Origin of the sequence: Methylobacterium sp. HMF5984, from assembly GCF_045033435.1 — a bacterium.
GTDB lineage: Bacteria > Pseudomonadota > Alphaproteobacteria > Rhizobiales > Beijerinckiaceae > Methylobacterium.
Genome location: NZ_JBJFLN010000001.1, coordinates 4,755,804 through 4,775,979 on the forward strand (window position 1 = coordinate 4,755,804; position 20,176 = coordinate 4,775,979).

General features: G+C 72.4%; 14 protein-coding genes and 1 tRNA gene. 6 read left to right on the plus strand and 9 right to left on the minus strand.

What is annotated here, in order from left to right:
- Nucleotides 1–51 precede the first annotated feature (51 nt).
- The 3 genes from ACFZ8E_RS23035 to ACFZ8E_RS23045 form a co-directional block, all read right to left on the minus strand.
- Nucleotides 52–222, minus strand: a complete 171-nt coding sequence (locus ACFZ8E_RS23035) for a hypothetical protein (RefSeq protein WP_405043894.1) — start codon at nucleotides 220–222, stop codon at nucleotides 52–54.
- Between the two features lie 138 nt (nucleotides 223–360).
- Nucleotides 361–437 (minus strand) — tRNA-Pro (locus ACFZ8E_RS23040).
- 92 nt (nucleotides 438–529) lie between these two features.
- Nucleotides 530–1,222: a 4'-phosphopantetheinyl transferase family protein gene (locus ACFZ8E_RS23045; protein WP_405043895.1), complete on the minus strand. Its 693-nt coding sequence runs from the start codon at nucleotides 1,220–1,222 to the stop codon at nucleotides 530–532.
- A 303-nt stretch (nucleotides 1,223–1,525) separates the two neighbouring features.
- Between ACFZ8E_RS23045 and ACFZ8E_RS23050 the strand changes: the two genes are divergently transcribed.
- From ACFZ8E_RS23050 to ACFZ8E_RS23060, 3 genes are all read left to right on the plus strand, one after another.
- Nucleotides 1,526–2,887 (plus strand): MFS transporter, encoded by a 1,362-nt coding sequence (locus ACFZ8E_RS23050; protein ID WP_405043897.1) that lies wholly within the window; start codon nucleotides 1,526–1,528, stop codon nucleotides 2,885–2,887.
- 91 nt (nucleotides 2,888–2,978) lie between these two features.
- Nucleotides 2,979–5,510 (plus strand): NAD-dependent DNA ligase LigA, encoded by a 2,532-nt coding sequence (ligA, locus tag ACFZ8E_RS23055; RefSeq protein ID WP_243988851.1) that lies wholly within the window; start codon nucleotides 2,979–2,981, stop codon nucleotides 5,508–5,510.
- Nucleotides 5,511–5,573: 63 nt separating this feature from the next.
- Nucleotides 5,574–6,428: a 3'-5' exonuclease gene (locus tag ACFZ8E_RS23060; protein ID WP_405043898.1), complete on the plus strand. Its 855-nt coding sequence runs from the start codon at nucleotides 5,574–5,576 to the stop codon at nucleotides 6,426–6,428.
- Between the two features lie 78 nt (nucleotides 6,429–6,506).
- Here ACFZ8E_RS23060 and ACFZ8E_RS23065 read toward each other — a convergent pair whose 3' ends face one another.
- Nucleotides 6,507–8,708: a 3-hydroxyacyl-CoA dehydrogenase NAD-binding domain-containing protein gene (locus ACFZ8E_RS23065; RefSeq protein WP_405043899.1), complete on the minus strand. Its 2,202-nt coding sequence runs from the start codon at nucleotides 8,706–8,708 to the stop codon at nucleotides 6,507–6,509.
- A gap of 227 nt (nucleotides 8,709–8,935) precedes the next feature.
- Between ACFZ8E_RS23065 and ACFZ8E_RS23070 the strand changes: the two genes are divergently transcribed.
- Nucleotides 8,936–9,655 (plus strand): EAL domain-containing protein, encoded by a 720-nt coding sequence (locus tag ACFZ8E_RS23070; RefSeq protein WP_405044439.1) that lies wholly within the window; start codon nucleotides 8,936–8,938, stop codon nucleotides 9,653–9,655.
- Between the two features lie 42 nt (nucleotides 9,656–9,697).
- Here the strand turns inward: ACFZ8E_RS23070 and ACFZ8E_RS23075 are convergent, their stop codons facing one another.
- The 3 genes from ACFZ8E_RS23075 to ACFZ8E_RS23085 all read right to left on the minus strand — a co-directional run bounded on the left by ACFZ8E_RS23075 (nucleotide 9,698) and on the right by ACFZ8E_RS23085 (nucleotide 13,535).
- Nucleotides 9,698–10,219, minus strand: coding sequence for a hypothetical protein (locus ACFZ8E_RS23075; protein ID WP_405043900.1), 522 nt, complete (start codon nucleotides 10,217–10,219; stop codon nucleotides 9,698–9,700).
- A gap of 110 nt (nucleotides 10,220–10,329) precedes the next feature.
- The gene (locus ACFZ8E_RS23080; RefSeq protein WP_147728814.1) at nucleotides 10,330–11,538 is read right to left on the minus strand and encodes an acetyl-CoA C-acetyltransferase; all 1,209 of its coding nucleotides are present in this window, start codon (nucleotides 11,536–11,538) and stop codon (nucleotides 10,330–10,332) included.
- A 212-nt stretch (nucleotides 11,539–11,750) separates the two neighbouring features.
- The gene (locus tag ACFZ8E_RS23085) at nucleotides 11,751–13,535 is read right to left on the minus strand and encodes an acyl-CoA dehydrogenase C-terminal domain-containing protein (RefSeq protein ID WP_243950733.1); all 1,785 of its coding nucleotides are present in this window, start codon (nucleotides 13,533–13,535) and stop codon (nucleotides 11,751–11,753) included.
- 283 nt (nucleotides 13,536–13,818) lie between these two features.
- Here ACFZ8E_RS23085 and ACFZ8E_RS23090 point away from each other — a divergent pair, with 283 nt between their 5' ends.
- A complete protein-coding gene (locus tag ACFZ8E_RS23090) occupies nucleotides 13,819–17,187 on the plus strand; it encodes a hypothetical protein (protein WP_405043901.1) in 3,369 nt (1,122 codons plus the stop codon).
- A gap of 149 nt (nucleotides 17,188–17,336) precedes the next feature.
- Nucleotides 17,337–17,774, plus strand: coding sequence for a DUF3429 domain-containing protein (locus ACFZ8E_RS23095; protein ID WP_147729576.1), 438 nt, complete (start codon nucleotides 17,337–17,339; stop codon nucleotides 17,772–17,774).
- A 73-nt stretch (nucleotides 17,775–17,847) separates the two neighbouring features.
- Here the strand turns inward: ACFZ8E_RS23095 and ACFZ8E_RS23100 are convergent, their stop codons facing one another.
- A complete protein-coding gene (locus ACFZ8E_RS23100; protein ID WP_147729577.1) occupies nucleotides 17,848–18,171 on the minus strand; it encodes a YbaB/EbfC family nucleoid-associated protein in 324 nt (107 codons plus the stop codon).
- 65 nt (nucleotides 18,172–18,236) lie between these two features.
- On the minus strand, nucleotides 18,237–20,165 hold the full coding sequence (locus ACFZ8E_RS23105) for a DNA polymerase III subunit gamma/tau (protein ID WP_243950737.1): 1,929 nt from the start codon (nucleotides 20,163–20,165) through the stop codon (nucleotides 18,237–18,239).
- Nucleotides 20,166–20,176 lie beyond the last annotated feature (11 nt).

Consider the following 20,176-nt stretch of genomic DNA (forward strand, 5'->3'; position numbering starts at 1 on the left):
TCCTTTGGTCCTGGCTGATCCTCTCAATCAGCCCGGTCCAAAGCCAGCCGGTCAGGCCAGACCGCGCCCCCCCTTGTCGGGGATGGCCTCATCGAGGGCGGCCAACGGAGACGGCGTCTCCATCAACACGAACATCCGGCTGTGAACCGGCAGGTCTGGAAGGGCGGTGGCGAGGATCTCGACGAGGCGCTTCATGCAGCCCTGATGCAGGTTCATCGGCATTGGCCGAGCCTCGCACGGGCGTGTCGTGGGCGTAATGGGGAAGATCGCCAAGACCACAGCATCCGACCAATGTTTGGTCGAATGTTTGGTCGGGTTTTGCTCTCTGAGCCGGGAAGACCGGTTTCCCTAGAGAAACGATGGTCGGAGTGGCAGGATTTGAACCTGCGACCCCCACGTCCCGAACGTGGTGCGCTACCAGACTGCGCTACACTCCGAAGGCCGGCGGCTTCGCCAGCGAGCGGGGGTATAGCCGGCACCCGGGCGGGCCGCAAGCGGCATCTCGCGGAGCAGTGCGTTTCGCGGGCGATCAGCACGGGGGGCGGTCCGGCCAATCCGGCGGCAGGGCGCAGCGGGCGATGGCCGCGCCCGGCGCCCGGATCGCCGCGGCGCCGACCGTGCCGGATCCGGGTTCGAGGTGGTGGAGGCTCCAGGCCTGCGGGTCGTCGCCGGCGATCGCGACGAGGCGCGGCGGCGCCGGCGGCAGGGTCAGGGCGAAGCGGTCCAGCGGCAGCGACAGGCCGGCACCCAACGCCTTCACCACCGCCTCCTTGCGCGTCCACAGACCGGTGAAGGCGAGACCGAGCGCCTCCGACGTCAGGGCCGCCAGCGCCTCGGCTTCCCAGGGCGCGAAGTGCGCGCGGGCGATGCGCAGGACGTCCGGGATCGGGCGGACCGCCTCAACATCGACGCCGATCGCGGCCGTGGGCGAGACCCCGACGAGGGCGCGGGTGCCCGAATGCGACAGGTTGAAGCGCAGGCTCCCGGCCAGCGCGCCGGCCAGCTCCGGCTTGCCGGCCGGCCCCGCCGTAAAGGCGAGCGCATCGCCCCCCACGCCGAGGGCCGGGGCGAGGATCAGGCGCAGCGCCGCGTGGCTCGCGCGAAAACGGTCGCGGTCCTCCGCACGCAGGAAGCGATCCGCCCGGGCGGCCTCGTCAGGCGAAAGCCATGCGTCGCAGCGCGCGAGCTGGCCCGCCGACAGGGCGAGATCGATGCTCCACACCCGGATCGCCGTGCTGGGTCCGGGTTCGGTGACGACCCAGGCACCGTTCACAAGACATACGCCGAAGCCGGCGACGCGTACTTCCCTCCCCCCTCTGCGGGGGAGGGTGGCCCGCGAAGCGGGTCGGGAGAGGGAAGCGCCGTATCCGGCACCGTCGCTCCCCTCTCCCGACCCTCGCTGACGCGAGGCCCACCCTCCCCCGCAGAGGGGGGAGGGAGAAACGCGCGTGCGTTGCCGCGCGCTATCGTATGGTCGAGGCCGGACGAGCGGGGCGGATCTGCGTGCAATGAGGAGCCTTCGGGAATGAGCGGCGCGGAGGATCCACCGGCGCGGGCGGCCCCGCAAGCCGGAAGCGCCGTCGCGATCGCAAGCTTCGGCATGCGGCTGCCGACCCTGCAAGATCGCGGCGCCCGCTACGGCGTGTTCTTCGCCACCTATCTCTACCAGGGGCTGGTCGCCGGGTTCTCGCTGACCGCGCTCGCCAACCATCTCGCGGCGCAGGGCGTGTCGAGCGCCGAGGTCGGCGTCCACTTCGCCATCGCCGGCCTGCCCTGGACGGTGCAGCCGATCCTGTGGGGGCCGCTGGTCGACCGGGCGAGCGGGTTCGCGATGGGGCGGCGCCGGGCCTGGAGCGTGCTCGCGATCCTCGGCTGCCACGCGGCGCTCGCCGGGCTGCTGGTGCCGGACGCCCGCGCGCTCGGCGCTCTGGGGGGCGTCTTCCTCGTGCACAGCACCTTCGCCGCCCTGCTCGACACCGCCTGCGACCGGATGGTGATGGACCATGTCCCGCCGGGCGAGCTCGGGCGGATGAGCGCCTGCACGCGGGCCGGCTTCGTCGCCGGCACCAGCCTCGGCGCCGGCCTGTTCGGCTGGCTGCTCGCCGCCTACGGGTTCGGGTTCAGCACCGCCTGCCTGCTCGCGGCCGCCATCCTCGCCGGCCTGCCGATCCTGCTGGTGCGCGAGGCGCCGGGCGACGCCCTGCTCTCGCCGGCGCGGCGGCCGAGCGCGGGGGGCGGGCGGAAGGTCCCGTTCGCGCGGTTCCTGCGCCGGCTGGCCCTGGGCCTGCGCCGGCCGAACGCCCTCCGGCTCGTCGCCCTGTGCTTCTCGGTCGACGGGGCGCTCGCCCTGTTCGAGCTGCCGTTCTCGGTCGATCTCGTCCAGGCGCAGGGCTGGGATGCCGCCGAGCTGTCGCGGCTCCAGGCCGGCCTCGCCTTCGCCGGCGGAACCCTGGGAGCGCTCGGCATCGGACTGTGGTGCGACCGCGCTGGGCCGTTGCCGGCCCTGCGCACCCTGTTCGCGGCGAGTGCCGCCGCGTTCCTCGCCACCGCGTGCCTGATCGCGGGCGGCTTCGCCGGATCGGCCGGCCCGCTGATCCTCGGCTTCACCAACGTCCTGCCCGGCCTGCTGATCGTCGCCCTGGTGCCGGCGCTGATGCAGGCGAGCCGAGGCCGGGCCGGCGCGGCGACGCAGTTCGAGGTGTTCATGGCGGTGATGAACCTCGGCTCCGTCGCGGGCGGGGCGGCCTCGGGCGTGCTGGCGCCGGTGCTGCCGCTGTCAGGGGTCGCCCTCCTTGCCGGGCTGGTCCTCGTCGGCGCGGCGGCGCTGGTCCGGCGCCCGGACCTGATCCTGCCGCGGCAACGGCCCGGCGATGCACGATCGCTGTGAATCGCGACGCTTCGGCTCGGTCTCCAAGTGATCCCGGCCGGGGGGAAATCGGTTAGAAGCCCGATCGCCCCCTGCGGAAGTCTCGAGCCCGATGCCGAAGCCCCAGCCTGCCGCCTCGAAGTCTGCCGCCCCGAAATCGGCCGGCGTCGAATCTGTCCCGCCGGAGGCCGTCACGCTCACCGCCGAGGCGGCGCGGGCGCGCCACGCCGCGCTCTCCGCCGAGATCGCCGAGGCCGACCGGCTCTACCACCAGGAGGACGCGCCCGAGATCTCGGACGCCGCCTACGACGCCCTGCGCCGGGAACTGGAGACGCTGGAAGCGCAGGTCCCCGACCTTGCCGGCACCGGCATCGCCAGCGCGTCGGTGGGCGCGAAGCCCTCCGAGAAGTTCGCCAAGGTGCGCCATGCGGTGCCGATGCTCTCCCTCGGCAACGCCTTCGCCGACGCCGAGGTCGAGGAGTTCGTCGCCCGCGTGCGCCGCTTCCTCAACCGCCCGGAGGAACCGCTCGCCTTCACGGCCGAGCCGAAGATCGACGGTCTTTCGCTGTCGCTGCGCTACGAGGACGGGCGCCTCGTCACCGCCGCCACCCGCGGCGACGGGGAGACCGGCGAGAACGTCACGGCCAATGCCCGCACGGTCGAGGACATCCCCCAGGCGCTCGCCGGCAGCGGCTGGCCGGCGGTCTGCGAGGTGCGCGGCGAGGTCTACCTCTCGCACGCGGATTTCGCCGCGATCAACGCCCGCCAGGAGGCGGCGGGCAAGCCGCTCTTCGCCAACCCGCGCAACGCCGCCGCCGGCTCGCTGCGCCAGCTCGATCCGTCGATCACCGCCGCGCGGCCGCTGAAGTTCTTCGCCTACGCCTGGGGCGAGGTGGTGCCGCCGTTCGAGGGAACGCAATCGGGGGTGATGGACCGGTTCCGCGCGTGGGGCCTGCCGGTGAACCCGCTGACCGTCACCTGCACGGATGCGGCCGGCATGATCGCGCATTACCGGCGGATCGAGGCCGACCGGCCGACGCTGGGCTACGACATCGACGGCGTCGTCTACAAGGTCGACGACCTCGCCCTGCAGAAGCGGCTCGGCTTCGTGTCGCGGAGCCCGCGCTGGGCCCTGGCCCACAAGTTCGCGGCGCAGGAGGCGTTCACGGTGGTCGAGGGCATCGACATCAACGTCGGCCGCACCGGCTCGCTCAACCCGCTCGCGCGCCTGCGCCCGGTGACGGTCGGCGGCGTCGTGGTCTCGAACGCGACGCTGCACAACGAGGGCTACGTCAAGGGCGTCGGCGGCGACGGCGAGCCGATCCGCGACGGCCGCGACATCCGCGTCGGCGACACCGTGGTGGTGCTGCGGGCCGGCGACGTGATCCCGAAGGTGATGGACGTGGTGCTGGAGAAGCGCCCGGCCGACGCGAAGCCCTTCGACTTTCCCGAGACCTGCCCGGCCTGCGGCAGCAAGGCGGTCCGCGAGATCAACCCGCGCACCGGCAAGCCCGACGCGGTGCGACGCTGCACCGGCGGGCTGATCTGCCCGGCCCAAGGGGTCGAGCGGCTGAAGCACTTCGTCTCGCGCAACGGCTTCGACCTCGAAGGCTTCGGGCAGACCTACATCGAGGTGCTGTTCGAGGCCGGGCTCGTGACACAACCGGCCGACCTGTTCACCCTCGAATTCGAGCCGCTGAAGGCGGCGATCGTCGCGCGGCGCGAGGCCCTGTCGGCGGAGCGCCGGGCGGAGGGGGCGCCGGCGCCGAAGAAGCCGACCAAGAAGAAGGGCGAGGAGGAGGACAAGGCGATCCACAACCTGCTCGCGGCGGTCGCCGAGCGCCGCAGCTTGCCGATGAACCGCTTCCTGTTCGCCCTCGGCATTCCGGACATCGGCGAGTCGACCGCCAAGGCCCTGGCCAAGCGGTTCTCGGACTTTTCGGAGCTGAAGACGGCGCTGCGGGCGGCGGCCGACGCGCAGGCCGGGCCGGACTGGATCGAGCTCTCAGCGGTGCCGCGGATCGGGCCGACCACCCGCGACCGGCTGCTCGAGGCCGGCCTGCCGGGCGAAGCGGCACATTCGGCTGACGCGGAACCTCCGGCGGAAGCGGGCGATGCCGAGGAGGGCGAAGCCGCGCCGGCGGACGCCGGCAGGATCCGGTTCAGCACCAGCCAGCGCGCCAGCCTGATCGCCCATTACGGCAGCCTGGACGCCGCCCGGGCGGCGATCGCGCGCGCGGCCGAGCAGCGACCCGGGGACGCCTACCGGGTCTTCGCCGACGACGGCGAGATCGGCCCGGTGGCGACCGACTCGCTGATCGCGTTCTTCTCCGAGCCGCACAACGACGCCGCCGTCTCGGCGCTGCTCGCCGAGGTGACGGTGGCGCCGATGGAGGCGGCCGCGCGCACGGCGGCGTTCTCGGGCAAGACCGTGGTCTTCACCGGAACGCTGGAGAAGATGACCCGCAACGAGGCCAAGGCCACCGCGGAACGTCTCGGGGCGAAGGTCTCGGGCTCGGTCTCGGCGAAGACCGACCTCGTCGTCGCCGGCCCCGGCGCCGGCTCGAAGCTGAAGGATGCCGAGAAGCACGGGGTGCGCGTCGTCTCGGAAGACGAATGGCTCGCGATGGTCGCAGGCGCTTGAAGCGCGAGTCCGCGGGTCATAGACCTGGGTCATGACACCCCCGCGGCCGTCCCGTTCAGGCACATGACCGTCGTCGCCCTCGATTTCGAGACCGCCAACGAGCGGCGCGACAGCGCTTGCGCGATCGGGCTCGCCTGGATCGAGGGGGGCCGCGTGGTCCGGCGCGCGTCCCGGCTGATCCGGCCGCCGGAGCTGCGGTTCTCGCCCGGCAACATCCGCGTCCACGGGATCGTCCCGGCCGACGTGCGCGACAAGCCGAATTTCGGCGAGGCGGTCGCCGAGTTCCTGCCCGACCTCGCCGGCGGGCTGATCCTCGCCCACAACGCGAGCTTCGACATCGGCGTGCTGCGGGCCTCGCTCCAGGCCTGCGGGCTGCCGGCGCCCCCCTTGCGCTACCTCTGCACGGTGCAGGTCGCCCGCCGCGTGTTCCCGGACCCGGAGGGCTGCGGCCTCGGCAAGGTCGCCCGCCGCCTCGGCATCCGGTTCGAGCACCACGACGCCGGCGAGGACGCCTATGCCTGCGCCGAGATCGCGCTCGCGGCCGTCCGGCAGACGGAGGCCGCGGACGTGCCCGACCTGTCGCGGGTGCTGTCGCTGCCGGCGACGCGGATCGACGGGAGCGCCGCGATCCCGCGGGCGGGCGCCGGCGCGATCAGCGGCCGCATCCTGCGGGCGCTCAAGCCGGCCGAGCCGGACGCGCTGCGCTTCGCCATGCGCGGCAGCACCGGCAACCGCTACGAGGTCTCGCTGGAGGACCGCAGGAGCGGCTTGATGCTGCGCTGCACCTGCATGGCCGGCCGCCACGGAGTGCGCTGCCGCCACGTGAAGGCGCTCGTCGTCGGCGACATCACCGACCTGCTGTCGAACAACCACGCCGACGTCGAGGTGCTGCGCCGCCGGCTGGCCGCGGTGGGGTGAGACGGGACGCCGTCTTGAATCCAAACGCCCACGATGCCGTGAGCTCCCTCCCCCTGAAGTGGGGGAGGGAAAGGGCGATCACGCCGCCTTCTTCGCCGCCTCGCCGTAGAACGTGCCGCCGCTCTCGGCCATGGCGCGCAGGTTGTCGGGCACCGCGAAGCGCGGGCCGTGCTTGGCCTCAAGCCCCTCGGCCAGGGCGACGAAGTCCTTCGCGCCCATGAAGTCGATGTAGGACAACGCGCCGCCGGTGAACGGGGCGAAGCCGAAGCCGAGGATCGAGCCGACGTCGGCCTCGCGCGGATCGGTGATGACGCCCTCGCCCACCGTGCGCGCGGCCTCCAGCGCCTGGACCACGAGGAGCCGGTGCTTCAGCTCGGCGATGTCGAGGGTGTCCGGGTCGAGGTGGGTCGGCTGCAGGTCCTTCAGCCCGGGCCACAGGCGCTTCGGCGCGCCCTCCGGGTAGTCGTAGAAGCCCTTCCGGTTCTTGCGCCCGAGCCGCCCCTGGTTCTCGACGAGCTCGACGAGCAGCGCCTTCTGCGCCGGGTCGACCGCGTCCGGGCCGAGCTGCGCCTCCGTCGCCTTGGCGATCTTCAGGCCGAGGTCGAGGGCGACCTCGTCGTTGAGCGAGAGCGGGCCGACCGGCATGCCGGCCATCTTGCCGGCGTTCTCGATCATCGCGGGCGGCACGCCCTCGTTGAGCATCTTATGCCCTTCCAGGATGTAGGCGCCGACGCAGCGGTTGGCGAAGAAGCCGCGGGCGTCGTTCACGACGATCGGCGTCTTCTTCACCGTGCGGACGTAGTCCAGCGCGGTGGCGAGCGCCCGGTCGCCGGTGGCCTCGCCCTTGATGATCTCGACGAGCATCATCTTCTCGACCGGCGAGAAGAAGTGGATGCCGACGAAGGCTTCCGGGCGCGAGGACGCCTTGGCGAGGCCGGAGATCGGCAGCGTCGAGGTGTTGGAGGCGAAGATCGTGTCGGGGCCGATCACCGCCTCGACCTTGGCGATCACCTCGGCCTTCACCTTCGGGTCCTCGAACACCGCCTCGATGACGAGGTCGCAATCGGCGAGATCCCCGTAGTCGGCCGACGCCTGGATGCGGGCGAGCAGCGCGTCGCGGTCGGCGGTCTTGGCGCGACCCTTGTTGATCTGCCCGGTGATCAGCGCGTGGGCGTAGGCCTTGCCCTTCTCGGCCGCCTCGGTCGACTGGTCGACGAGCACCACCTCGAGGCCGGCATTGGCGGTGACGTAGGCGACGCCGGCGCCCATGAAGCCGGCGCCGACCACGCCGACCTTGCGCAGGCTGGTGGCGGGCACGTCCTTCGGGCGGCGCGCGCCCTTGTTCAGCTCGCCCATCGAGATGAACAGCGTGCGGATCATCGCCGCCGCCTCCTTGGTGCGCAGGATCATCGCGAAGTAGCGGCTCTCGACCTTGAGGCCGAGGTCCATCGGCAGCTGCAGGCCCTCGTAGACCGAGGCCAGGATCGCCTTCGCCGCCGGGTAGTTGTCGTGCGTCTCGCGCCGGTAGATCGCGTTGGCCGGGGGCCAGATCATCATGCCGGCCGGCGAATACACCTTGCCCGACGGGGCCTTGAACTTCGGTACGTCCCAGGGCGCCACCGCCGAGCCGCCGGCGAGGATCCAGGCCTTGGCCTTGGCCACGATCTCGTCCTTGCCCGCGACCTCGTGGACGAGGCCCATGCTCCTGGCCATCGCCGGGCGGATCTGCTCGCCCTTGAACAGCATCTGCAGGGCGTCGCCGGTCTGCATCAGCCGCGCCACGCGCTGGGTGCCGCCGCCGCCGGGAAACAGCCCGACCTTGATCTCGGGCAGGCCGACCCGGGTCTTCGGGTCGTCCGAGACCACGCGGTGATGGCAGGACAGCGCCAGCTCGAACGCGCCGCCGAGGCAGAGCCCGCTCACCGCCGCCGCGAAGGGCTTGCCGCAGGTCTCGAGCTTGCGGAACACCAGCGAGAGCCGACGCGACGCCTCGAAGAAGTGGCGCATGGCGGGCTCCTCGCCCTGCTCGCGCTTGAGCTTCTCGTATTCGAGCCCGAGGCCCTGCAGCATCGTAAGGTCGGCGCCGCCCGAGAAGTTGTCCTTGCCCGAGGTGATGACGCAGCCCTTCACGGCCGGATCGGCGACGACCGCGTCGACGATCGCCTCGATCTCGTCGATCACGGCTTGCGTGATGACGTTCATCGAGCGGCCGGGGCAATCCCAGACGGCCAGGGCGACGCCATCGGCATCGGTCTCGAAGCGAAAGTTCTGGAGATTCATTGCTGATCCTCGGATGACCGAACGCATGTAGTCCGGCGCGTTAACAGTGTGGAGATACTTGCTCTTCAGAAGGCTTGAGGGGGTCGAGCAACGGAAACTAGCCCATGATCGTCGATGCCGAGCCTGCCGATGCCAGACCAGCCGACGCCGCGCCGGCCGACGGGAAGGCGACCGCCGGGAAGTGCCGGGCCTGCCGCAACGGCGAGGAACTCGGCTTCGCCTTCACCATGGCGTTCCAGCCGATCCTGGACACGGTCGACGGCCGCGTCTGGGGCTACGAGGCCCTGGTCCGCGGGCCGGAAGGACAGTCGGCGGCCTCGATCCTCGACCGCGTGACCGACGAGACGCGCTACCGCTTCGACCAGGCCGCCCGGGTCAAGGCGATCGAGCTCGCCGGGCGCCTGTTCCCGAAGGACGACCAGACGCGCCTGTCGATCAACTTCATGCCCAACGCCGTGTACGAGCCGGCGGCCTGCATCCGCGCCTCGCTCGAGGCCGCGCGCCGGGTCGGCTTCGAGCACCGCCGGATCATGTTCGAGTTCACCGAGAACGAGCGCTTCCGCGACATCGCCCACGTGAAGCGCATCATCGCCGAGTACCGGCGCCAGGGCTTCCTCACCGCGCTGGACGATTTCGGCGCCGGCTATGCCGGGCTGAGCCTGCTGGCGAACTTCCGCACCGACCTGATCAAGATCGACATGGACCTGCTGCGCGGCATCGACGCCGATGCCGGGCGCGGCGCGATCGTGGCGGGCCTCGTCGCCATCGCGCGCGGCCTCGACGTCTCGGTGCTGGCCGAGGGCGTCGAGACGCAAGCCGAGTTCGACGCTCTGCGCGACCTCGGGATTACGCTGTTCCAGGGCTATCACTTCGCCAAGCCCCGGTTCGAAGGCCTGCCGGAGGTGGCGGGCTTTCCCGGGTCGGAGCGATCCGCGCAGGCCGCTTGAGCTGGGCTGGGGGGCCATGCCCGGATCGCTCCGCCGCCGACGTCAGCGCGCCGGGGCCGGCGCGGGCGCCGGGGCGGGTGCCGGAGTCGGCGCAGGCATCGGAGCCCCGGCCTTCGGCGTGTTGTCGCCGGCCGCCGCGATCGCCAGCATGTTGAGCAGCTTCGTCACCGAAGCCTGCGAGATCGCCGTCACCGACGAGGACGGGTCGGCGTTGATGGCCTGGAACTTGAGGTAGGTCTTGTCCTCGTAGATCTCGTTGAGGTGTTTGAGCTCGGCCAGCGTGAACTTGGTCGCGTATTCCTTCGACAGGCCCTCGACCATGATGCCGCTCTGCTTGTCGAACTCGGCCATCAGCTCCTTGCGGACGGACTCCGACTTGTCGTCCGGCATCGCGGCGACGGTCTTCTCGAGCGCGGCGTCGAAGCCGGTCTTCAGGTTCTTGATCAACGTCTTGCTGACGAGCGTCTTGGCCTCGGCGACCTTGTCGGCCGCCTCGTCCGCGCGGGCGGCGATGGGCAGGGCGAGCGCGGTCGTCAGGCACAGGGTGGCGAGAAGGCGGGTCATCGTTTCTCCCAAAGGTTCGTGTCGTCCCCGCCGTTTCCCGGCACGGGTCGGGGCCGGCTCTAGCAGCGTTCGCGCCGAATAGGGAACGCGCCGGCCGGTTCGAGACCGCGTCAGACCCGCTCGATGATCGTCGCCGTGCCCATGCCGGCGCCGATGCACAGGGTCACCAGGGCGCGCTCCTTGCCGGTGCGCTCCAGCTCGTCGAGCACGGTGCCCAGGATCATCGCGCCGGTGGCGCCGAGCGGATGGCCCATGGCGATGGCGCCGCCGTTGACGTTGACCTTGGCCGGATCGAGGTCGAACGCCTGCTGGAAGCGCAGGACCACGGCGGCGAAGGCCTCGTTGACCTCGAACAGGTCGATGTCGGAGAGCTGCATCCCGGCCCGCGCCAGCACCTTCCTCGTCACATCGACCGGGCCTGTCAGCATCAGCGCCGGATCGGAGCCGATGTTGGCGAAGGCGCGGATTCGTGCACGCGGCTTCAGGCCCGCGGCGACGCCCGCCTCTCGCGAGCCGATCAGCACCGCGGCGGCGCCGTCGACGATGCCCGACGAGTTGCCGGCATGGTGGACGTGGTCGACCGCCTCGACGTCCGGATGCGCGTCGACCGCCACCGCGTCGAAGCCGCCCATCTGGCCCATCTGCACGAACGAGGCCTTCAGCTGCCCGAGCGACTGCATGTCGGTCGCGGGCCGCATGTGCTCGTCGCGGTCGAGCAGGGTGATGCCGTTCACGTCGCGCACCGGCACGACCGAATCCTTGAACAGGCCGTCGGCCCAGGACCTGCCCGAACGGGTCTGGGACTGCACGGCGTAGGCGTCGCAATCGTCGCGCGAGAACCCGTACTTGGTGGCGATCAGGTCGGCGGAGACGCCCTGGGGCATGAAGTAGGACTTGATCGCGATCGCCGGGTCGACCGGCCAGGCGCCGCCCGAGGCGCCGAGGCCGACGCGGCTCATCGACTCGACGCCCCCGCCCACCGTCATGTCGTGCTGGCCGGCCATGACCTGGGCGGCGGCGAAGTTGATCGCGTCGAGGCCCGAGGCGCAGAAGCGGTTGATCTGCACGCCCGGCACGTGGTTGCCGTAGTCGGCGACCAGCGCCGCGGCGCGGGCGATGTCGCCGCCGGCCTCGCCGACCGGGTCGACGCAGCCGAGCACCACGTCGTCGACCTTTCGGGTGTCGAGGCCGTTGCGGTCCTTGAGCGCGCGCAACGCCGTCTCGGCCAGGCGGAGCGCCGTGACCTCGTGCAGCGACCCGTCCGGCTTGCCGCGGCCGCGGGGGGTGCGGACGTGGTCGTAGATGAAGGCCTCGGTCATGGCGTTTCCCTCGGGTCTTTGTCCACTTGGCAACAGCGAGGGCTTGCGCGGTCCGACGCTCCCTCGTGTCCCTCCCCCCTCTGCGGGGGAGGGTGGGCCTCGCGTCAGCGAGGGTCGGGAGAGGGGAGCGCCGTATCCGGAACCGTCGCTCCCCTCTCCCGACCCGCTTCGCGGGCCACCCTCCCCCGCAGAGGGGGGAGGGAAGGGCGTGATTAGAACGCCTCGGCCGGCAAGGCCATGGTCGTGTCCGCGCCGGCCTTGACCCGCCCGAAGCGCATCGCGGTCTCGGGCAGCACCCGCTCCATGTAGAACCGGCCGATGGCGAGCTTGGCCTCCATGCGCTCCGGCCGCTCGGCCTTCTTGGCGTTCGCCGCCTTGGCGATCTTGCCCCACATGTAGCCCATCGCGACGAGGCCGAGGAGATGCATGTAGTCGGTGGCGCCGGCGCCGGCGTTGTCCGGCTTCGAGAACGCGTTCTGCATGAACCACATGGTGGCGCCCTGCAGGTCGTTGAGCCCGGCCTGGAGCGGCCCGGTGAAGGGTTTCAGCGCCTCGTCCTCGCCGTTGTCCTTGATGAAGGCCTGGACCTCGCCGAGGAAGGTCATCATCGCGCGACCGCCGTCTTTGGGCAGCTTGCGCCCGATCAGGTCCATCGCCTGAATGCCGTTGGCGCCCTCGTAGATCATCGCGATGCGGGCATCGCGCACGAACTGCGACATGCCCCATTCCTCGATGTAGCCGTGGCCGCCGAACATCTGCTGCGCCTCGACCGCGTTGGCGAAGCCCCGGTCGGTGAGCACGCCCTTGACCACGGGGGTGAGCAGGCCGAGCAGGTCGTCGGCGGTCTGGCGCTCCTTCGCGTCCTCGGAGCGATGCGAGATGTCGGATTGCAGCGCGGTCCAGAGCATCAGCGCGCGCGCCGAATCGTTGAAGGCGCGGATGCCCATCAGCGTGCGGCGCACGTCGGGGTGGACGATGATCGGGTCGGCGGCCCTGTCCGGCGCCTTCGCGCCGGTGAGCGAGCGGCCCTGCAGCCGGTCCTTCGCGTAGGCCACGGCGTTCTGGTAGGCGACCTCGGACTGGCCGAGGCCCTGCACGCCGACGGCGAGCCGCGCCTCGTTCATCATCACGAACATCGCGTTGAGGCCGCGGTTCTCCTGGCCGACGAGCCAGCCGGTGGCGCTGTCGTAGTTCATCACGCAGGTCGAGTTGCCGTGGATGCCCATCTTGTGCTCGATCGAGCCGCAGGACACGCCGTTGCGCGCGCCGACCGAGCCGTCCGCGTTCACCAGGAACTTCGGCACCACGAAGAGCGAGATCCCCTTGGTGCCGGCCGGCGCGCCCTCGATCCGGGCGATGACGAGATGGACGATGTTCTCCGACAGGTCGTGCTCGCCCGCCGAGATGAAGATCTTGGTGCCGGTCAGCGCGTAGGAGCCGTCGCCGTTCGGCACGGCCTTGGTCTTCAGGAGGCCGAGATCGGTGCCGCAATGGGGCTCGGTGAGGTTCATGGTGCCGGTCCAGGCGCCCTCGACCATCTTCGGCAGGTAGGTGCTCTTCTGCTCGTCCGAGCCGTGAACCAGCAAAGCCGCCATCGCCCCCTGCGTCAGGCCAGGATACATCCCGAGCGCGAGGTTGGCGCCGGAGGCGAATTCCTGGATCGCGGTGTTCAGCGTGTGCGGCAGCCCCTGGCCGCCGTATTCCTCCGGCACCGACAGGCCCATCCAGCCGCCCTGGGCGTAGGCGTCGTAGGCCGCCTTGAAGCCCTTGGGCGTCGTCACCGAGCCGTCGGCCCGGCGGAGGCAGCCTTCGAGGTCGCCGACGCGGTTGAGCGGGGCCAGCACCTCGTCGGCGAGTTTGGCGCCCTCGTTCAGCACCGCCTCGACCATGTCCGGCGTGGCTTCGGAGAAGCCCGCGAGGTTGGCGTGGTTGTGGAAGCCGAGCACGTCGTTGAGGAGGAACAGGGTGTCCTCGACCGGGGCGCGATAGCTCGGCATGTGTCGATCCTCCAAGGGGGCGGAGGCCCTGCCCGGTCCGTCGCGGAGCGGTGGGTCTCTCGATAGTTCATATATAAACTATCCCGCCGTCCGGGGGCAAGAGGGGTGCGGCCGGGTTCCGCGGTTTCGACTGATGCAACCCATGTTCGACCTCTTAACCCGGTGTTTACCAAGAAAGTTAATGGTCCTGGACAACCGATCCGAGGACCGCGTTCCGGACACGTCGCAAGCGTGCGCGAACGTGGCCGGGGCCCGGTGCCGAACGCCGCCGAACGCAGGCCCGATGATGACCCGAACCGCGACGCCGAGCTTCGACAACTTCGATCCCGACGTGCTCGATGCTGCCCGCGACGTGGCCCGCCGCGCCGGCGTCCCACTGGAAACGTGGATCGCCTCCGTCGTGCCGGACAAGGCGAAGACGGGCTCGGTCAAGGCGGCGGCGAAGTCCAGCACGAAGGTGCCGCGCCGCCCCGCCTCGGATCTCGGGACGTCCCGGCCGGCCGCACAGGCCGCGCCGGCTGCCGCCGCCGCGACGATGCCCGACGCCGCCCCGGACGGCGCTCTCGGCGCGACCATCCAGGCCCTGCTCGCGCGCATCGACGGGCTCGACCGCACCCTCGCCGAGGAGCGGCTGTCGGTGGAGGACGCCGCCCAGCGTCGGATCGCCGACATCGAATCCCGCATCGGCGCGGCGATCGGCGCCAGCGCCGCCCCGGTCCAGCAGGTCGCCGAGCGCCTCGGCGACATCGAGCGCCGGATGTCGGCGCTGGGCGAGCAGCTCGCGGCGACCCGGCCCCCGGGCCGGCGCGGCCGCCCGGCGGCCGCCGAGATCCAGGATGCGGTGCAGGACATCCGCCAGCGCCAGCGCGAGCTCGGCGAGAACGCCGGCGCCAGCGTGGTCGCGACCATGCGCGAGGACATCGCCCGCCGCCTCGACGCGACGGTCGAGGACACCGCGCTGCCGGACACCGCGGTGTCCGAGCTGCGCCGCGAGACGAACCGGCTTCGCGAATCGATCGGCCATCTCGCCACGCGGCGCGACCTCGGCGCCCTGGAGCAGGCGGTGATCTCGCTGGCCAGCGGCGTCGAGCGCGCCGGAGCGCCGGCGGACCTCGCCGCCATCGCCGAGCCGATCGAGCTGATCCGCGCGCAGGTCGAGCGGCTGGCCGACGACGTGGCCGAGAACGTCCACACCCGCGTGGCCGGCGAGGTCGAGCGCCTCGCCTCCCGGCTCGATGCCGTCGTCGCCACCGGGCACGGCAGCGCCGTCGATCACGACGCGCTCAAGCACCTGTTCGACGAGATCGAGGAGATCCGCCGCCTGATCGCGGCGCTCGCCGGGCCGGAGCGGATCCAGAGCCTCGCCGCCGGCGTCCAGGCGATCAGCGCGCAGATCGCCCAGCTCCAGAAGGCCGCGACCGCGGGCAGCGACACCGCCCTGCGCCCGCTGCTGGAGGAGATCCGCAGCGGCCTCAACGCCAGCGTTCCCGCCCCGGCGGCGCTGGTCGACCAGATCGACGCGATCGCCTCGAAGCTCGACGCGATGCAGGCGGGCGCACACGGCGCCGACGCGGCCAGCTCTCAGGCGATCCTCGGGCGGATCGACGCGCTGTCGGACAAGGTCGACCGCGTCAGCACCCAGCCGGTGGGCGACCTGATCGGGCGCCTGGAAGGCCTCGGCGAGAGCCTGCGCATGCCGGCGATGCCGGGCGGCGACGTCGCCTCGATCCACGCCATGCTGCGCAACCTCGCGGAGAAGGTCGACCGCGTCGGCGCGCGCTCCGGCGACGACGGCCTCGACGCCCTGGAAAAGCAGGTGGTGTCGATCGCCGACCGGCTCGACGCCCGCAGCGGCGACCCGACGCTCGCAAGCCTGGAGCGGTCCATGGGCGACCTGCTCAAGCAGGTCTCCGCGCTCCGCGACGAGGCGCCGATCGAGGCCGCCGTGGCCCGTGCCACCCGCAGCGCCGTAGCCGATTCGATTGGCGGCCGCGGGAACGCCGAGACGAGCGAGTTCGGGCTGCTGCGCGCCGGCCTCGCGGACATGCAGGCCCGGCAGGCGGCGTCCGACCAGCGCCTCGCCACGACGCTCGAAGGGGTGCAGACCGCCCTCGAGCGCCTGACCGGGCGCCTCGATGCGCCCCCGGCCGCCGCGCCGGCCCGCGCCCCGATCGGCAACCGCGCGGTGCCACTGGAGGAGCGTCTGCTCGCCTCGACCACCGTCGAGGCGCCGCGCCCCCGCACCGCCCGGCGCCCGGAGCTTCCGAGCGCCGCCGCGACGGGCCCCGAGACGGCCCGGGCCGGCGACGAGCTGCTGGAGCCCGGCGCGGCGCGTCCGTCCAAGGACGCCGCCCCCCGGGAGCGCCAGGCCCGCGACCGGGCCGAGCCCGCCGAGGCGGACGGCGCGACCGACATCAAGACCAACTTCATCGCCGCCGCCCGCCGGGCCGCCCAGGCCGCTCAGGCCGAGGTCGCCTCCGAGGCCGACCTCTCGGCCGGCCGCCGCGAGCCGCGCCCCGCCGCCCGCCGGCCGATGCCGGTCGCGGACGCGGCCGGCGACGGACCGGTCGCGCGCCTGCGCGCCGAGATCAACCGCCGGCGCCGGCCGCTGCTGCTCGGCCTCGCGGCGATCGTGCTCGCGCTCGGCGCCCTGCAGGCGATCAGCATGCGCCCGACCGCGAACGGCGACACGGCGCGCGCGCCCCAGCCGCCGACCGTGCTGGCCGACACCAACGCGTCCGCCGCGCCCAAGAGCGACCCGAAGGCCGAGCCTCGCGCGGACAAGGCCGAGCCGGCGATGCCGGCCGAGGCCCGCCCTGCCCCGGCCGACCCGCAGACCACGCAGGCGCTTGCCACCGCCGCCCCCGCGGAGGCGAAGGCGGCGCAGGCCCGGAGCGCGGTGCCGCAGGTGTCGAGCATGGCCTCGCTCGCCGGCGACCTCGCCACCCTGCCCGCCGGCCTGTCGAAGCTCCGCCAGGCGGCGCAGGAGGGCGACGGCACCGCGGTCTGGGAACTGGCCGGGCGCGCCGCGGACGGGCGCGGCCTGCCGCGCGACCTGTCGCTGGCGGCCAAGCTCTACGAGAAGCTCGCCGGCGCCGGCTACGCGCCGGCCCAGTACAAGTACGCCGGTCATTACGAGAAGGGCGCCGGCCTCGTGCGCGACCTCGACAAGGCCAAGATGTGGTACGGCCGCGCCGCCGAGCAGGGCCATGCCCGCTCGATGCACAACCTCGCGGTGATCTACGCCGAGAACCCGAGCGCGACCGGCAAGCCGGACTACGCCTCGGCCGCCTCGTGGTTCAGGCAGGGGGCCGAGTACGGGGTGCGCGACAGCCAGTACAACCTCGCGGTGCTCTACGCCCGCGGCCTCGGCCTGACCCAGGACCTCGCGCAATCCTACGCCTGGTTCGCCGCCGCCGCCGCGCAGGGCGACGAGGATGCCGGCAAGAAGCGCGACGACGTGGCGACCAAGCTGAGCCCGGCCGACCTCGCCGCGGCGCGCAGCATCGCCGCGAACTTCAAGCCGCACCGGCTCGACCGCGCGGTCAACGAACCCCCGGTCGCCAAGGACGCCGCCGGGCCGATGACCCTGCTCGGCGCCCCGGCCCCGATCGCTCCCGCCCTCGGCCAGACCGCCCGCAAGGGGGTCTGAGCGCGAGCGCACGGGTGGCCCGAACCGGCGTTCCGGGCGGCGGAAGCTTGACCATGATGCCGCAGTGCGGGAACCCTCCGCGGCGGCGTTCGTAGGATACGTGATTCGATATGCGACCGCCGATCCGCAGCGGGCAGCCCGGAGGTCGGATGGCGCGCGTCTCCCCCGTACCGACCGGCGCCGTCCTCCTTGGCGTCGCGGGACTGATTCCGTTCGTCGGCTTCGCCGCGCTCGCCGTCAGCGGCAGCGACGGCGGCCTCGGCACGATCGGCCTGTCGCCGCGCACCATCCTCTCGGCCTACGGCGCGGTGATCGCGTCCTTCCTCGGCGGCATCCGCTGGGGCGCGGCGGCGGCGCGCAACGCCGGCAACGCCGACTACCTCATCGCCATCGTCCCGTCGCTCCTGGCCTGGGCCGCGCTCGCGGCCCCCGCCCCGTGGGACCTGCGGACCCTCGGCATCCTGGTGCTCGCCTGGGGCGTGGTCGACCAGGACCTCGCCCGGCGCGGCCTCGTCCCGGTCTGGCTCGGTCGCCTGCGCCTCGTGCTCTCGGGCGTCGCCGGCGCCGCCCTCCTGGTCGCGGCCTGATCGTCGCGCGGGTCGCCGACCGTCGACGACCCATTCCCCCGGCGATCGGCCTGCGCGGGACCCGGCCCGGGCCTCAGAACGGCAGCTTCATGCCGGGCGGCAGGGGCAGGCCCTTGGTGAGCTCGGCCATGCGCTCCTGCGCCGCCTGCTCGGCCTTGCCGCGCGCGTCGTTGACGGCGGCGAGGATCAGGTCCTCGAGGATCTCGCGCTCGTCGGCGACCATCAGGCTCGGGTCGATGGCGACGGCCTTGACGAGGCCCTTGGCGGTCATCGTCACGCGCACGGAGCCGCCGCCGGAGGCCCCCGAGACCTCGACCGTGTCGAGCTCGGCCTGGAGGCCGGCCATCTTCTCCTGCATGGCCTGAGCCTGCTTCATGATGCCCATGATGTCGCGCATGCGGATCGGTCTCTCGTTCGTGGGGTGAAGCGTGATCTGGGAAGCCGGGCGGGCGGATGCCAGCGTCAGGCGTCGTCGGCCTCGCCGTCCTCGGTCGCGGCCTCGTCGAGGCCTGCCGGGGCTTCGAGGCCTGCGGAGGCCGCCTCGGGGGCGTTGTCGCGCACGTCGACGATCTGCGCGCCGGGGAAACGCGCCAGCACCTCGCGCACCAAGGGGTGCGAGGCGGCGTTCTCGCGGCGGCTCTCGATCGCGGCACGGGCCTGCGCGTCGAGCGTCGGCGCGCCCGCCTCCCGCGAGGGCGTGACGATCCAGCGGCGGCCGGTCCACTGCTCGAGCGCCTTGGCGAGGTCGGCATGCAGGGAGGGGCGCCCGCCGTCCGCCTGACGGAACTCGATGCGGCCGTCCTCGAAGCGCACGAGATGCGCCTCGCGCTCCAGCGCCGACTTCAGAAGGATGTCGCGGCGGGCGTCGGCGAGCGCCACCACGTCCTCGAACCGGGACAGGCGCGGGCCGGCCGGCTCGGCGGGCCGGCCCTGCACCACGGGCGCGGGCGCGACCGGTGCCGGGACCAGGACCGGACGCGGCGGCGGAAGCGGCCGGGCCTCCGGCAGGGGCCGCGCTTCGGCAGGCGGCGGTGCGGCGGCCGGCTCGGGCGCCGGAGGCGGTACCGAGACGGGGGCCGGCGGAGGCGGCGCGATCGCGCGGGGCGCCGGGGTGGTGAGGGCTGGTCGAGCCGGTGCGTCGCCCTCCTGCGCACCGGCGGCGAGCGATTCGGTCCTGAGTTGTCGCAACGCCTCGTCCGGCGTCGGCAGGTCGGCGGCGTAGGCGAGCCGCACCAGGGCCATCTCGGCCGCAGCGAGCGGGCGGGCCGCACTCTGCACCTCGGGTATCGCCTTCAGCAGGATCTGCCAGGCCCGCGACAGCGCCCGCACGGGCAGGCGGCCCGCGAAATCGCCGCCGCGCCGCCGCTCGATCTCGCTCAGCGTCGGGTCGGCGGCCGCCGCCTCCGGCGCGAGCTTCAGCCGGGTGACGAGGTGGGTGAAGGCGGCGAGATCCGAGAGCACGACCGACGGGTCGGCACCGGACTCGTACTGGTTGCGCAGCTCGGCGAAGGCGGCGGGCACGTCGCCGCGCATCACCGCCTCGAACAGGTCGAGGATGCGGGCCCGGTCGGCGAGCCCGAGCATGTCGCGCACGCCCGCGGCGGTGACGGCGCCGGCGCCGTGGGCGATGGCCTGGTCGAGCAGCGAGAGCGCGTCGCGCACCGAGCCCTCCGCCGCGCGCACGATCGCGGCCACCGCCTCGTCCTCGGCGCCGACGCCTTCGGCCGCGCAGATCTTCTGGAGATGGGCGGAGAGCACGTCGGCCTCGACCCGGCGCAGGTCGAACCGCTGGCAGCGCGACAGGATGGTGATCGGGACCTTGCGGATCTCGGTCGTCGCGAACACGAACTTCGCGTGCGGCGGCGGTTCCTCCAGCGTCTTCAGGAACGCGTTGAACGCGTTGCCCGAGAGCATGTGGACCTCGTCGATGATGTAGACCTTGTAGCGCGCCGAGACCGGCGAATAGCGCACGCCGTCGATGATCGCGCGCACGTCCTCGATGCCGGTATGCGAGGCGGCGTCCATCTCCAGCACGTCCATGTGCCGCGATTCCATGATCGCCTGGCAATGGACCCCGAGCCCCGGCATCGCGATGGTCGGGCCGGTGTCGGGCGCGCCGACCGGCGCGTAGTTCAGGCCGCGGGCGAGGATGCGGGCGGTGGTCGTCTTGCCGACGCCGCGCACACCGGTCAGCATCCAGGCCTGCGGGATGCGCCCGGCCGCGAACGCGTTGCCGAGCGTGCGCACCATCGCGCCCTGGCCGATCAGGTCGTCGAAATCCTTGGGACGGTATTTGCGCGCCAGCACGCGGTACGGCGTCTGCGCGAGGGCAGGCGCCGGAAACCCGGGCAGGCCCGGCTCGTCGTCAGGCGTGCCGGTGCTCGCGTCCATGCGCTCTTCGG

What these genes read in the sequence shown, in the direction of transcription:
- ACFZ8E_RS23105 (WP_243950737.1), bottom strand. Translation starts at nt 20,165, where the DNA reads ATGGACGCGAGCACCGGCACGCCTGACGACGAGCCGGGCCTGCCCGGG.
- ACFZ8E_RS23100 (WP_147729577.1), bottom strand. Translation starts at nt 18,171, where the DNA reads ATGCGCGACATCATGGGCATCATGAAGCAGGCTCAGGCCATGCAGGAG.
- ligA (WP_243988851.1), top strand. Translation starts at nt 2,979, where the DNA reads ATGCCGAAGCCCCAGCCTGCCGCCTCGAAGTCTGCCGCCCCGAAATCG.
- ACFZ8E_RS23035 (WP_405043894.1), bottom strand. Translation starts at nt 222, where the DNA reads ATGCCGATGAACCTGCATCAGGGCTGCATGAAGCGCCTCGTCGAGATC.
- ACFZ8E_RS23080 (WP_147728814.1), bottom strand. Translation starts at nt 11,538, where the DNA reads ATGACCGAGGCCTTCATCTACGACCACGTCCGCACCCCCCGCGGCCGC.
- ACFZ8E_RS23070 (WP_405044439.1), top strand. Translation starts at nt 8,936, where the DNA reads ATGGCGTTCCAGCCGATCCTGGACACGGTCGACGGCCGCGTCTGGGGC.
- ACFZ8E_RS23065 (WP_405043899.1), bottom strand. Translation starts at nt 8,708, where the DNA reads ATGAATCTCCAGAACTTTCGCTTCGAGACCGATGCCGATGGCGTCGCC.
- ACFZ8E_RS23050 (WP_405043897.1), top strand. Translation starts at nt 1,526, where the DNA reads ATGAGCGGCGCGGAGGATCCACCGGCGCGGGCGGCCCCGCAAGCCGGA.
- ACFZ8E_RS23095 (WP_147729576.1), top strand. Translation starts at nt 17,337, where the DNA reads ATGGCGCGCGTCTCCCCCGTACCGACCGGCGCCGTCCTCCTTGGCGTC.
- ACFZ8E_RS23090 (WP_405043901.1), top strand. Translation starts at nt 13,819, where the DNA reads ATGATGACCCGAACCGCGACGCCGAGCTTCGACAACTTCGATCCCGAC.
- ACFZ8E_RS23075 (WP_405043900.1), bottom strand. Translation starts at nt 10,219, where the DNA reads ATGACCCGCCTTCTCGCCACCCTGTGCCTGACGACCGCGCTCGCCCTG.
- ACFZ8E_RS23085 (WP_243950733.1), bottom strand. Translation starts at nt 13,535, where the DNA reads ATGCCGAGCTATCGCGCCCCGGTCGAGGACACCCTGTTCCTCCTCAAC.
- ACFZ8E_RS23060 (WP_405043898.1), top strand. Translation starts at nt 5,574, where the DNA reads ATGACCGTCGTCGCCCTCGATTTCGAGACCGCCAACGAGCGGCGCGAC.